At 37.4% G+C, this 13,093-nt stretch carries 12 protein-coding genes; 9 read left to right on the top strand and 3 right to left on the bottom strand.

Translation table 11 applies throughout. From position 1 onward, the window contains the following. Together ASG21_RS03775 and smpB are read right to left on the bottom strand one after the other, a co-directional pair. The coding region (locus tag ASG21_RS03775; protein ID WP_082482344.1) for a thrombospondin type 3 repeat-containing protein at positions 1-1,062 on the bottom strand (1,062 nt) is incomplete at its 3' end. A 77-nt stretch (positions 1,063-1,139) separates the two neighbouring features. Next, complete coding sequence (smpB, locus tag ASG21_RS03770) at positions 1,140-1,598, bottom strand: SsrA-binding protein SmpB (RefSeq protein WP_056076090.1); 459 nt, start codon at positions 1,596-1,598, stop codon at positions 1,140-1,142. A gap of 117 nt (positions 1,599-1,715) precedes the next feature. Between smpB and ASG21_RS03765 the strand changes: the two genes are divergently transcribed. Together ASG21_RS03765 and ASG21_RS03760 are read left to right on the top strand one after the other, a co-directional pair. After that, a complete protein-coding gene (locus ASG21_RS03765) occupies positions 1,716-3,338 on the top strand; it encodes an ATP-binding cassette domain-containing protein (RefSeq protein WP_056076086.1) in 1,623 nt (540 codons plus the stop codon). A gap of 89 nt (positions 3,339-3,427) precedes the next feature. Next, complete coding sequence (locus ASG21_RS03760; protein WP_082482343.1) at positions 3,428-4,801, top strand: alpha-amylase family glycosyl hydrolase; 1,374 nt, start codon at positions 3,428-3,430, stop codon at positions 4,799-4,801. Positions 4,802-4,832: 31 nt separating this feature from the next. On the opposite strand, the gene ASG21_RS03755 is transcribed toward ASG21_RS03760, so the two are convergent. Further along, positions 4,833-5,648 carry a M48 family metalloprotease gene (locus ASG21_RS03755; protein WP_056076083.1) on the bottom strand — a complete coding sequence of 272 codons (816 nt, stop codon included), beginning with the start codon at positions 5,646-5,648 and terminating at the stop codon, positions 4,833-4,835. 101 nt (positions 5,649-5,749) lie between these two features. Here ASG21_RS03755 and recJ point away from each other — a divergent pair, with 101 nt between their 5' ends. The 7 genes from recJ to ASG21_RS03720 all read left to right on the top strand — a co-directional run bounded on the left by recJ (position 5,750) and on the right by ASG21_RS03720 (position 12,998). Next, positions 5,750-7,465 (top strand): single-stranded-DNA-specific exonuclease RecJ, encoded by a 1,716-nt coding sequence (gene recJ, locus ASG21_RS03750; protein ID WP_056076080.1) that lies wholly within the window; start codon positions 5,750-5,752, stop codon positions 7,463-7,465. A gap of 74 nt (positions 7,466-7,539) precedes the next feature. Further along, positions 7,540-7,905, top strand: a complete 366-nt coding sequence (locus ASG21_RS03745) for a four helix bundle protein (protein ID WP_056076078.1) — start codon at positions 7,540-7,542, stop codon at positions 7,903-7,905. A gap of 20 nt (positions 7,906-7,925) precedes the next feature. Then, positions 7,926-8,510 carry a nicotinate (nicotinamide) nucleotide adenylyltransferase gene (gene nadD / locus ASG21_RS03740; protein WP_056076075.1) on the top strand — a complete coding sequence of 195 codons (585 nt, stop codon included), beginning with the start codon at positions 7,926-7,928 and terminating at the stop codon, positions 8,508-8,510. A 44-nt stretch (positions 8,511-8,554) separates the two neighbouring features. Continuing rightward, the gene (locus ASG21_RS03735) at positions 8,555-9,166 is read left to right on the top strand and encodes a hypothetical protein (protein ID WP_056076073.1); all 612 of its coding nucleotides are present in this window, start codon (positions 8,555-8,557) and stop codon (positions 9,164-9,166) included. Continuing rightward, positions 9,163-9,501, top strand: coding sequence for a DUF3817 domain-containing protein (locus ASG21_RS03730; RefSeq protein WP_056076070.1), 339 nt, complete (start codon positions 9,163-9,165; stop codon positions 9,499-9,501). Before ASG21_RS03735 ends, ASG21_RS03730 begins: the two co-directional genes overlap by 4 nt. 227 nt (positions 9,502-9,728) lie before the next feature. Beyond that, entirely contained in the window at positions 9,729-11,975 is a 2,247-nt protein-coding gene (locus ASG21_RS03725; RefSeq protein WP_056076067.1) for a TonB-dependent receptor, read from the top strand. Positions 11,976-12,158: 183 nt separating this feature from the next. After that, complete coding sequence (locus ASG21_RS03720) at positions 12,159-12,998, top strand: alpha/beta hydrolase (protein ID WP_056076064.1); 840 nt, start codon at positions 12,159-12,161, stop codon at positions 12,996-12,998. The last annotated feature ends 95 nt before the right edge of the window (positions 12,999-13,093 follow it).

Here is a 13,093-nt window from a genome sequence, read left to right as displayed (position 1 = left end):
CTCTTTCTCAATCTCAATAATAGTTTGATCAACTGGCTTAGGACATCCGTTGTATTCTGGAAGACCTGGAACCGTAGGACAAGCATCATCTTTATCTAGGATACCGTCGTTATCCTGATCTGGCCAAGGACAACCGTTGTTTTCTGCAGGACCTGCAACTGAAGGACAAGCATCATCTTTGTCGATTACACCGTCACCGTCAGTATCTGGCCAAGGACAACCTCCGTTTTCAACTGGACCAGCAACATCTGGACACTGATCGTCTTTATCTGGAACACCGTCACCGTCAGTATCAGGACATCCCTGGAATTCTGGTAAACCTGGTGTATCCGGACACAAATCGTCTTTGTCTAAGATACCATCTTTATCTCTGTCTCTGTTACCGAATCTGAAGTTCAATGAAGCAGAAGCTTGCCAGAAGTTTGCTACAGTAGATTTATCACCTGGAGAAGCTACATAATCACCCTGTACTCCTAAACCGAAGTTTTTGGTAACCCAGAAGTTAACACCTGCACCCCCAGCAACCATGAAATGGTTCGCTTTTCCAGTTTCATTACCGTTTTCACCGTTATTGATTACCTCAGCAGGGTTACCGTTAATGAACGACTGTCTTGGGAAAGTTAAAGATGTGTAGTCATGTCTAAGGTAGTTAGCTCCTACTCTCAAGTAAGGGTCAAACCAAGATTCTTCATCCCAAAGAAGACCTGCTGCTTTAGCCTGGAAACCAAGACCTGTCATCAACATGAATTCTTTACCCATGTTGAATCTTTTGTTTTCAACATTACCAACCGTTGTCTGCCAGTCGATTACCAAACCTTTACCGATGTTTCTCGCAACAGTAAGTTTAGATAGTGGTGGTGTTACTGAGAAATTGTTCATGTTGAACATATTCTTTCCTACATTAGAAGCAGATAGCGTGTTACTGAAGTTACCACGCTGTGCGGTATGGTTTTCCGCATGAGCACCAACTCCGATCAACCACGGATTGTTGGTAGTCTGGGCGAAAACAGTAGAGGCAACAGTAAGTGCCAATGCTGAAATTCCTAATTTTAGATTTTTCATAGAATTAAATGATTAAATAATTGATATTGCAAAATAAATATAATTTTTCTTTATAAACAAAGTTTTGAGTATGATTTTTAACTTTTCTTTAATATTCTGTCGAGGTTTCTTTTGTTTTCTCTATCCTTAATAGACTCTCTTTTATCAAAGAGTTTTTTACCTCTTGCCAAAGCAATCTTTACTTTAGCTCTGCCTCTGTCATTGATGTAAAGCTTCAAAGGCACTATCGTATTTCCTGCATCTTTGAGCTTTTTTTCAAGCTTTGCCAATTCTTTTTTGTGCAACAGCAATTTCCGTTCCCTTTTTGTTTTATGATTATAGAAGGTTCCCAACTTGTATTCATCGATCATCATATTAATGATATACAATTCACCACCGATAAACTGACAGAAAGATTCTGTAATAGAAGCTTTTGACGAACGCAGTGACTTGATTTCAGTTCCCGTGAGGACCATTCCGGCTTCAAGTTCATCAAGGATTTCGTACTCGAATCTTGCCTTTCTGTTTAATATATTGACTGTCTTTTCAATTTTCATTCTTCAAATTTTTCAGTTGACTATACAAATTTGATGCACTTGCCCAACTTGTATACTATTATATAAGAAAATACCGAAATTCTTTTTGTATTTTTGTGCCCAAATTTACAAACTTATATGTTAACAGTATCTAACTTATCTTTACAATTCGGAAAGAGAGTACTTTTCGACGAAGTGAACATCATGTTTACGAAAGGTAACTGCTACGGAATCATTGGAGCAAATGGCGCAGGAAAATCTACGTTTCTAAAAATATTAACCGGAAAACAGGATCCTACTACAGGACACGTATCACTGGAGCCAGGCAAAAGGATGTCTGTTCTTGAGCAGGATCACTTTGCTTACGATCAATATAACGTTCTTGAGGCAGTTTTAAGAGGAAACAAAAAATTATTCGAGATAAAAGAAGAGATGGACGCCCTTTATGCAAAGGAAGACTTCTCAGACGAAGACGGAATCAAAGCTGGGGAACTCGGTGTTGTTTACGACGAAATGGGCGGTTGGAACTCAGAATCTGATGCACAGACCATGCTTTCAAACGTTGGCATCAAAGATGACATGCACTGGCAGATGATGAGTGAGCTTGAGAACAAAGACAAAGTAAAAGTTCTGTTGGCTCAGGCCCTTTTCGGAAATCCTGACGTATTGATTCTTGATGAACCTACCAATGACCTTGATATCGACACTATCGCATGGCTGGAAGATTTCCTTGCAGATTATGAAAACACAGTAATTGTAGTATCTCACGACCGTCACTTCCTCGACACAGTCTGTACACACATCGGCGATTTAGATTATGCTAAATTGAATCTTTACACAGGTAACTACTCTTTCTGGTATCAGGCTTCTCAGTTAGCTACAAGACAGAGAGCTCAGGCTAATAAAAAAGCGGAAGAAAAGAAGAAAGAACTTCAGGATTTCATCGCAAGATTCAGTTCAAACGTTGCGAAAGCTAAACAGGCTACTGCAAGAAAGAAAATGATCGATAAACTGAACATCGATGATATTAAACCATCTTCAAGAAGATATCCTGCCATTATTTTCGAAATGGAAAGAGAGGTCGGAGATCAGATTTTAGATATCAAAGGTTTAGAAAAAACAAAAGACGGCGAACTACTATTTTCAAATATCGACCTTAACCTTAAAAAAGGAGATAAAGTAGCTGTGATTTCTAAAAACTCTTTGGCTATCACAGAATTTTTTGAAATATTAGCAGGAAATAACCAGCCTGACAAAGGAACTGTTGCCTGGGGAGTTACTACAAACCAATCTCACATGCCTTTAGATAATACAGATTTCTTCCAGGAAGACATTAACCTGGTTGACTGGTTGAGACAGTTCACTAAAAATGATGAGGAGCGTCACGAAGAATTCATGAGAGGATTCTTGGGAAGAATGCTTTTCTCTGGTGATGAAGCGTTGAAATCCTGTAAAGTACTTTCAGGAGGTGAAAAGATGAGATGTATGTTCAGCAGAATGATGCTTCAGAAGGCGAATGTTTTGCTTCTTGATGAACCTACAAACCACTTGGATCTTGAAAGTATTACAACATTAAACAACTCTTTATCAAACTTTAAAGGTAATCTGTTGCTTTCATCTCATGACCACGAAATGCTTCAGACAGTCTGTAACAGAATCATCGAACTGACTCCAAAAGGAATCATCGACAGAGAAACAACTTACGACGAATATCTTGCTGATAAAAAGATTAAAGAATTAAGAGAAAAAATGTATTCTTAATCTGAGAATCGTATTCAATACAGAAAAGTCTTCAAATTCAGTTTTGAAGGCTTTTTTTATTTAACTTAGATTTCCAAAATTATCCAGAAATGACACAAAAATATTTTTCTTTACTCCTGCTGATGCTTTTTATCAGTTTATTTTCTCAGAAACAGGATTTGAGATATGTTTCGAAGCCTTATGTAGAACTTCAACATCCTGAATGGTCGAAAAACGCAACCATTTACGAAGTCAATATCAGACAGTATTCCAAAGAAGGAACCTTTAAAGCCTTTGAAAAAGATCTGCCGAGAATACAAAAACTTGGAATTGATATCATCTGGCTAATGCCGATTCATCCGATAGGCGTGGAAAAAAGAAAAGGCAGTTTGGGAAGCTATTATTCTGTGAAAGATTTCCGTGGAGTAAATCCGGAATTTGGAGATATGCAGGATTTTAAAAGACTGGTTGATAAAATTCACTCGATGGGAATGTACATTATTATCGACTGGGTCGGAAACCATTCTGCGTGGGATAATCCTTTATCAAAAGAGCATCCCGACTGGTATACGAAAACCAGAGAAGGAAATTTTCAGCCCACACCATGGTATGACTGGGATGATGTAATTGATTTTGATTATGAGAATCCTAAACTTCGGGAATACATGACGGAATCTCTGAAATTCTGGGTGACGGAAGCCAATATTGACGGTTACCGGGCAGATACTGCAGGATTTATTCCGGTAGATTTCTGGGATGAGGCAAGAAAACAACTGGATGCTATAAAACCTGTTTTTATGCTGGGCGAATGGGAATCGCGGGATTTATTAAAAAATGCGTTTGACATGGAATATTCGTGGAGTCTCTTTGAGAAAATGAAAGACGCAACAACAAGAAATAAAGGAATTGGAAATCTTGTGGAATATCTGGCGCACGACGTCAATACTTTCCCAAGAGATGCTTACAGAATGACGTTTGTAGAAAATCACGATATGAATTCCTGGAACGGAACGCCACAGAAAAACTTTGGGGCAGGTCTGGAAACTTCAATGGTTTTCGCAGCCGTGATCAATGGAATGCCGCTCGTTTACAACGGACAGGAAGCCGGCTTAGACCGGAGTTTAAACTTTTTTGAAAAAGACCCAATTGTCTGGAAGGAAAGTCCGTATTTCGGGATGTATCAGAAATTATTTAAATTAAAACATGAAAATCGTGCACTGTGGAATGGTAAATTGGGTGGCGAAATGATTCGTGTAGTAAATAGTAAGCAGGATAAGATTATTTCTTTCTACCGCGAAAGCTCTGGCGATGCGGTTTTACCCATTTTCAACTTTTCAGGAGAGGATGTTCCTGTAAATCTCGACACGAAGTATTATAAAGGAAAATATGTAGAACTTTTTTCCGGAAAAGTGTATAATTTAAACGATCAGACTCCGCTTAAAATGAAGCCATGGGAATATCTGGTTCTTGTGAAATCCAAATAAAAAACCGGTCTGCATGCAGACCGGTTTTTGTTTATTTTGTAAGTTTTGTTGTCGGAATAGAAACTGTTCCGGGATCTTTCCATAAACCGTCTTTCTCTGCTTTTTTCTTTATAGCTTCAGCTCTTTTGTTGCTGTCGGGATGAGAATTAAACATTTTCTGAAATTTAGACTGAGCCGTACCGCCTACTGAAAGCAAAGCCAGTTTTTTGAATGCCGTATAAGCTCCTACAACATTGTATTTATTAGATTTCATGAAGTCGTATGAGTAATCATCAGCCTGATTTTCCTGTTTTTTACTGTGTGAAGCATCAAGAAATGCATTGGCCATTTTCCCAACCTGACTTTCACTCAATGTCGCAACTGCATTGGAAGCCGAAGAGGCCGCATCCATTGCAGCAGCTTTCAGATATGCTGATTTCATGGCATCTTTGGTATCTTCATTTTTAACGTGACCAATTTCGTGACCGATTACAGCCAATAATTCATCATCCGTCATGATATCCATCAGCGACGAAAAAACACGTACGCTTCCGTCTGCGCAGGCAAAGGCGTTGATATCAGCGACTTTATAAACCTTGTAATTCAGGTTTAAGCCATCCTGAGATTTGTGTTTTGCGAAGAGCTTGTTTAATCTCACCGTGTAAGGATCTTTCGGGCCTGCAACCGGATTGTTTTTATCCATGTAGTCAACCGATTCTTTGGATAATCTGATGGCATCGGCGTTGGAAAAAGTCAGTGCCTGAGCACCTTTAGAGACAACTCCAGCCGCTTTTCCTAAATTGATTTTCTGTGCATTGACTGATCCTACTGCAGCCAGAATGGCCAGCGATAAAGTAATTTTTTTCATTTTAATGTTAATTTTTCTACAGCCAAGATAAGCATTTCAAAAAACCTGAACAATATTTCTTTTCATTTTTGAAAGCTAATAATTTTCCCTATTTTTGTGAAATGAGTCATAAATGGATTTTTAAACCCGAACCCGATGAAGAAGTTGTAGACGGATTGAGCTCGTCGCTTGGTTTCGGAACTTTTGAATCTAAAATCCTCGTTATGAGAGGAATTGACAACTATCAGAAGGCGAGAGAGTTTTTTAAGCCTAACCTCAACGACATTCACAATCCTTTTCTGATGGCAGATATGCAGAAAGCTGTCGAGAGAATTGCCACTGCAATAGAAAATGGAGAAAAAATAATGGTCTATGGCGATTATGATGTCGACGGAACTACAGCCGTTGCACTAATGTACCTTTATCTCAGAAAAATTGTTCACAAAAGCTATCTTGATTACTATATTCCCGACAGAAATTCTGAAGGCTACGGCATTTCAACTGAAGGAATCGATTTCGCCAAAGAAAATGGTTTTTCCTTAATTATCGCTTTAGACTGCGGAATTAAGGCTTTGGATATGATTGATTATGCCTCAGGCAAAAATATCGATTTCATTATCTGTGACCACCACTTGCCGGGCGACGAAATTCCGAATGCTGTTGCTGTTTTGGATCCTAAAAGAGCAGATTGCCGTTATCCTTACAAAGAACTTTCAGGATGTGGTGTTGGGTTTAAATTGTGTCAGGGATTAAATACAATTTACAAAATTCCGGAAGCGGAACTGTTTGAACTGACCGACCTTTTAGCTATTTCTATCGCTGCAGATATTGTTGCAATGAACGGTGAAAACAGAGTTCTGGCAAAACAGGGTTTAAAAGTTCTGAGAAAAACCCGAAATATGGGTTTAAGACTTTTAATTCCCGAAGAAAAATTATCACATTTTGAAATTTCGAATATTGTTTTTGAAATTGCTCCGAAAATAAATGCTGCAGGAAGGATTTCTCAGGGAAAAGCTGCTGTAGAGCTTATGGTATCAGATAACCTCAAGCACGCCCATCAGATTGTTTCAGATATTATGAATCTGAATGATGAGAGACGTGAACTCGATATGCATTCTACTGAATCTGCTCTGAAACAGATCATAGAATCCCAGCAGGAAACAAAATACACCACCATCGTTTACCATCCGGAATGGAACAAAGGCGTGATCGGAATTGTAGCTTCAAGACTTATTGAAACCTATTATAAACCGACTTTGGTTTTCACAGACGGAAATAATGGCGAAATGGTCGCTTCCGCAAGATCTGTATCTGATTTTGACGTTCACGAAGCGCTGGACATCTGCTCTGAATATTTCCTCAAATTTGGAGGACACCACGCCGCAGCAGGACTTTCTATGGAGAAAGACAGGTTTGAAGAATTTAAAATTAAATTTGAACAGACGGTAGCAGAAAAAATACAGGAACATCAGAAAGAGCCTTCTATCACAATAGATTCTGTAATGGAAATTGACGAGATCAACCGTGAATTTATCAACTTCCACAGAAAGCTGGCTCCATTTGGCCCTCACAATATGAAGCCGAATCTGGTTTTAAAAAATCAGAAAATCGCCGGCTACGTCAAAACAATGGGAAAAGACAACAGCCACCTGAAATTTTACATCAGACAGGAATCTACAGGCAGAAATATAGAATGTGTAGGCTTTAAACTTGGTCAACATGCAGATGATTTCCGAACTAAAAATTTCGATATAGCTTTTACGCTTGAAGAAAATCACTGGAAAGGAAATGTGACGCATTATTTAAATATCAGGGATGTGAAGTTTCATGAAGATTGAGGTTAAGGTTGAGGCTTAGGTTGAGGTGAGTTGTGGAAAATTGTAGATTTTAGAAAAACTTAAAAAATATACAAATGATTAACGATTTTACTGAAATGCCGGTGTGGCAGAAAGCGATGGACATTGCTGAAGAATGCTTTAATCTAACTGAAAATCTACCACGAAAAGAAGATTATGCTTTAACTTCGCAGTTAAGAAGATCTGCAGAAAGTATCTCGGCGAATATTGCTGAAGGATTTGGAAGGAGAACCAGCAAAGATAAAAGCCGATTTTATGATATTTCCCGAGGTTCTGCATTTGAGACTAAAAGTCATTTAATTTATGGCGTAAGAGTAAAATATTTTCAGGAATCCGAATATCAGAAAATCAAAAAATTAATTGAAGAAGTGATTCACGAACTGAATAAAATAACCAATTTCTTAAACAAAACGCAACCTTAACCTTTACCTTAACCTCAACCTTGAAAAAAATCGGTCTCTTTTTCGGTTCCTTTAATCCCATTCACATCGGGCATTTGATTCTGGCAAATTACATTCTGGAAAATTCGGATATGGATGAGCTTTGGTTTGTGGTGAGTCCGCAGAATCCTTTCAAAGAAAAAAAATCCCTTCTGAAAGATCATAACCGTCTTGATATGGTAGAAATGGCAATAAAAAATTACCCGAAAATGCGTGCCTCGAATGTCGAATTTTCTCTGCCAACCCCCAGTTATACGATTGATACATTAACTTATCTTAAAGAAAAGCATCCTGATTATTCTTTCAGTTTAATTATGGGCGAAGACAACCTCAACGGACTTCATAAGTGGAAAAATTCTGATGTTTTAATTAAAAATCATCACATCATCGTTTATCCAAGAGTATTTGAAGGTGAGAAAAAAGATTCAGAATACCTTCAGCACGAAAACATTTCGATGATTGAAGCACCCGTGATTGAACTTTCAGCTACCGAAATCAGAAATATGATCAAAGCTGGGAAAAGTGTGAGACCGATGCTTCCGCCGGAGGTTTTTGAGTATCTGGATGGAAGTAGTTTTTACAAGTGATGGATGATGGATGATGGATACTTAAAATTAAATCTTTTTCAGGTATGAAATTTTCACTGCTTTTATTTCTCTTATTTTTCAGTGACACTTTTTTTGGTCAGACAAAAATATTGACTGTAAAATGCGATTCGGTTTATGATAAAAAAGGATATTCAGTTTCTCTGGAATTTAATCCAAAGCAGACCGTTACAGATGATGATAAAACAAATGCTGTTTTTTCATTCTCGAAATTGAACAATGGCAAAAAAACAGTTATTCATCAGGAAAAGCTATTCAGTAAAAGTAAAAACATTGAATTTATAGACTTTAATGGTGACAGAATTAAAGATATTTTAGTTGAAAACACTTCAGATGCCCGAAGTAATTTAACGTATCATCTGTTTATTTTTGATATTAAAAATCAGAAACTTCAGAAGATTAGAGGTTTCAATCAAATTAAAAATCCAAATTACATTAAGAAATATAACCTCATCGATTGCTATGTTCTGTCTGGAAGAAACTGGACAAAATTTTATAAAATCAAAGGCAGTTCCATTTATGATTTTGGATATATTCTACAGGATGGTGAAGATGAAGAAGGAAAAGACCTTAACTATGATAAAAATTATCAGCAGACACTGACAAAAATCTTACAATCAGAAAACAATAAAAAATGAATTTTCTCGAAAATCTATTTTCAAAATATCCCAAGGAAAAGGTAATAAAATGGTTTAAACAAATCTGTCTGGCAGAAGCCATTTCATGGTTTTTCCTCTTTTCAGCAATGATCTGGATCCGTACCGAACCGGAGAATATTCTGGCGATTATTTACATCAGCACCATTGGAAGTATTCATGGTTTATTTTTTACTTTATACCTTGTATTTCTACCATCTATCCGGAAAATATTTGACTGGGACGATGAAGACAGTGTTTTTGCACTGATCTCAGCATTTTTTCCTTTTGCCACCATCTGGATTGACAAGAAGCTGGCAAGATTCGACAGGGAATAATTACATTTTTTTAAATATTTTCGGTCCAGTTGTAACAAAATTGATGTTGCGGTTGTCTAATCTTTATAAAGATAGATCACCGCAATATTTTTTTTTGCACTGACTGTCAATTGTTTAAATCTTTAAAAAATTTTAATCAACTACTTTGTATTGCATAATACTAAATTTATTATATATCTTTGCAATGTAAAATAATAACCAATACCTATAACCTAACCTACCCCATTATGAAAACCTCACTATTAATCGCAGCCATCTTTTTTTCAGGGCTCAGCATGGCTCAACAGAAAAAAACAGACTCGGCAAAAACAAAAGATATTGAAGCCGTTGTTATCACCAAACAGGTTTTCAAAAAACAGTCTGACCGTTTTGTGTACGACGTCGCCGCATCGCCGGTTGCCAAAGGAAATACTACCTTTGACCTTTTAAGACAGACTCCTCTCCTTTCCACGACTGATGATAAGACCCTTAAAATTGCCGGTAAAAACAATGCATTAATTTACATCAACGGCAGAAAATCGAATATGGATGCAGAGTCTCTGGCCCAGTTTCTGAAAAACACACCTGCTGAAAATATCCAGAAAATTGAAGTGATCACCATGCCGGGAAGTGAATTTCAGGTAGAATCCTCAGACGGAATCATCAACATTGTTCTGAAAAAGAAAATGAGCGACGGCCTGAACGGAAACATGAGAATGTCTAACTCTCAGAACAAATACAACGCAAGCTCGGCAAGTTTTTCCGCAAATTACAGAAAAGATAAACTGGGAATCAGCGCCAATCTTTATGGAGGCGACAATATTCAGGCGCAGGAATATGTTTTGAAAAACGGAACGTCAATTCTTCAGAATGAATCGGTGGGGACAGTAGATGATCCCAATCAGTACATCGGTGGCTATCTCAATTTCGACTATCAGCTTAATGAGAAAAGCAACCTCGCACTGTCCTGGAATACCAATGCCACCAAAAGCTACGGTTCTTCTGTAAATCTTCTCAACACCCTGAGAACATTTGATAATAACGGAACGCTTCTCGAAACCAAGTTTAATAAATCTGATAATCTTGAAAATGCCAGAAACTACAATAATTCTGTAAACCTGAATTATGAGCTTAAAACGGATTCACTGGGAAGTAAACTTAATCTGAATGCTGCCTACCTCAATTTCAGAAGATTCCAGAATTCGGATAACCGAACGCTTGTGCCTGCTGCAGACGGAAATTTTTCTCAGCTCAGACAACAGGTTTTGCAGGATATTCCCCAGGTCATCAATAATTTTTCAGCGATGGCCGATTATATTCAGAAGTTTAAAAAAGATCTCACTATTTCCGTCGGCGGTAATTTTAACAGGACCAAGACTGATAACGACACCAAAAACTTCTTCTATTTTTATGATACAGCGGGAAATTTCGACAATCTGAGACCCGACCTGAACCACTTTATTTATGATGAAAACATCTATGGGTTCTATCTTACTGCCGAGAAAAAGTTTTCAGATAAATTTTCAGGAAAAATCGGTGCGAGATATGAAATTACCAAAAGTATGGGCACATCTGAAATTCCCGAAAAGCCGATGCAGGTTTTTGAAAGAGATTACAATAATCTGCTTCCCTACCTGAGTTTTAACTACGCCATTAATGACAAAAATAACATCTCCTACTCGTTTTCGAGCCGAATGAGAAGACCTAGTTTCTGGGAGCTGAATCCTGTGAAAAACATTCTTACCGAAGACAACTACACGCAAAATAATCCCTTCGTGAAAGCCTCAACGACGTATAATCAGGAGCTTACTTACATGTTCAAAAATTCCTATTTTTTGATTTTAAATCATTCTCTTTTCAAAGATGTGATCACTCAGGTTCCTTTGCAAAGAAATATTGAAAGGGACGGGAAAACCTACCGTCAGCTGGCGTATATCAGAACCAACTTCGGCGACAAACAGGAAATGTCTGCAATGATCGGAATGCAGAAAACGTTTTTCAAAAAGGCTTTGACAACCAATTTCAATATCGGAATACAGCATAACATCAACGACGGAATGTTAAGTACAGATCCTACCACAGGAATTGTTTTTGACACCTACATCAATAAAAACAAATCTTCAAGCCTTATCATCCAAACCAACAATACGCTGGCTTTAGACAAAAAGAAAACATGGTTTCTCGGCGTAAATTATTTCTACGTAGACAAACAGCAGATTGAACTGGGAATGCTGAAAGATCTGATGAGTTTAGATCTGAGCCTCAAGAAAAACTGGAACGACTGGACTTTTGCCTTAAATGTAACCGATGTTCTCAGAACCAATATTGTTGAGATTGAAGATTTTCAGGATAATGGAAATTACAATTATGTAAAAAACGACCAGTTCAGAAGAGGCGGAACGCTCAGCATCACGTACAACTTTGGAAACCAAAAAGTGAAAAAAGTGAGAGATATCGAAGGTGCTTCAGATGCCATAAAGAGCAGAACGAGATAAAATTTCATTACTTCATATTTCAATTATTATTGTTACAGGCTTGCCGGAAATGGCAGGCTTTTTTGTTGTCCGAAATAAAATGTGAATCATTAATTTTAATTTTAATAAAGTTAAATCGTAAAATCCATCAACAATTTTAGAATTATACACTTCAATAGCTCATCGTTTTTTTAATTTAGAGGAATGAATAAATTTGCTGTACTTCTATTACTTGCCATCACTCTTTTCTCATGTACTGAAAAAATAATTAAGTTTGAAAAAGGCATTTCATTTGAGCAACAGATCAACATTTCCTATGGTGACGATGCTGAACAGAAAATGGATCTGTATATTCCTGAAAAACGGGATTCAGTAAAAACAGTGTTTATTGTGATTCACGGTGGCGGATGGAAAGCGGGAAAGAAATCTGATCTTACCTATTTCACAACACAGATGATGAAAAAATTCCCACATTCTGCTTTCGCAAATATGAACTACCGGCTTGCTGACCAAACACAGTATGGACTTCCCAATCAGACCGAAGACATCAGAAAGGTGATTGATTATCTGGCAGGAATCGTTCCGGTAAAAACTAAATTTATTCTCCTCGGAAACAGTGCAGGCGGACACTTGTCTATGCTGTATTCTTATCGTTTTGACAAAGCAGAAAGGATAAAAGCTGTGGTAAATATTGTGGGTCCTTCAGATTTATCTGATCCCAATTTTAAAAATTATTCCGATTATTCATTCGTGGAAAATAGACTCGTTGATCCTTCATTTGTGCAAAATAATCTCAGCAAAGAGAAATTTGCCAGCCCTGTTGAATGGATTACCGAAAAATCTCCACCCACTATTTCTTTCTATGGAAATAATGATCTGGTGATTCCACTTTCGCAGAAAAAAATTTTAGATTCAGCTTTACATAAAAACAATGTTCTGAATGCATCTTACGAATTTCCCGGTGGACATCTGGACTGGGATAAAGATAAAGTCTCTCCTTTTGTCCTTGAAAAAACTGATGCTTTTCTGAAGCAGATTCAATAGAAAACGCCCTGAAAATTTCAAGGCGTTTATCTATTTTTTTTCTATTCTGCAGGATTCACAGCAATTTAAAATTCTGCTTAGATTCTACGGAATGA

Source organism: Chryseobacterium sp. Leaf394 (assembly GCF_001424105.1).
In the GTDB taxonomy this organism is placed as follows: Bacteria; Bacteroidota; Bacteroidia; order Flavobacteriales; family Weeksellaceae; genus Chryseobacterium.
Note: the sequence above shows the minus strand (reverse complement) of the source record. Positions and strands in the feature narration are given on the sequence as shown.

Coding starts and splice junctions, on each gene's coding strand:
- smpB (WP_056076090.1), bottom strand. CDS start 1,598: ATGAAAATTGAAAAGACAGTCAATATATTAAACAGAAAGGCAAGATTC.
- ASG21_RS03765 (WP_056076086.1), top strand. CDS start 1,716: ATGTTAACAGTATCTAACTTATCTTTACAATTCGGAAAGAGAGTACTT.
- ASG21_RS03760 (WP_082482343.1), top strand. CDS start 3,428: ATGACACAAAAATATTTTTCTTTACTCCTGCTGATGCTTTTTATCAGT.
- ASG21_RS03755 (WP_056076083.1), bottom strand. CDS start 5,648: ATGAAAAAAATTACTTTATCGCTGGCCATTCTGGCTGCAGTAGGATCA.
- recJ (WP_056076080.1), top strand. CDS start 5,750: ATGAGTCATAAATGGATTTTTAAACCCGAACCCGATGAAGAAGTTGTA.
- ASG21_RS03745 (WP_056076078.1), top strand. CDS start 7,540: ATGATTAACGATTTTACTGAAATGCCGGTGTGGCAGAAAGCGATGGAC.
- ASG21_RS03735 (WP_056076073.1), top strand. CDS start 8,555: ATGAAATTTTCACTGCTTTTATTTCTCTTATTTTTCAGTGACACTTTT.
- ASG21_RS03730 (WP_056076070.1), top strand. CDS start 9,163: ATGAATTTTCTCGAAAATCTATTTTCAAAATATCCCAAGGAAAAGGTA.
- ASG21_RS03725 (WP_056076067.1), top strand. CDS start 9,729: ATGAAAACCTCACTATTAATCGCAGCCATCTTTTTTTCAGGGCTCAGC.
- ASG21_RS03720 (WP_056076064.1), top strand. CDS start 12,159: ATGAATAAATTTGCTGTACTTCTATTACTTGCCATCACTCTTTTCTCA.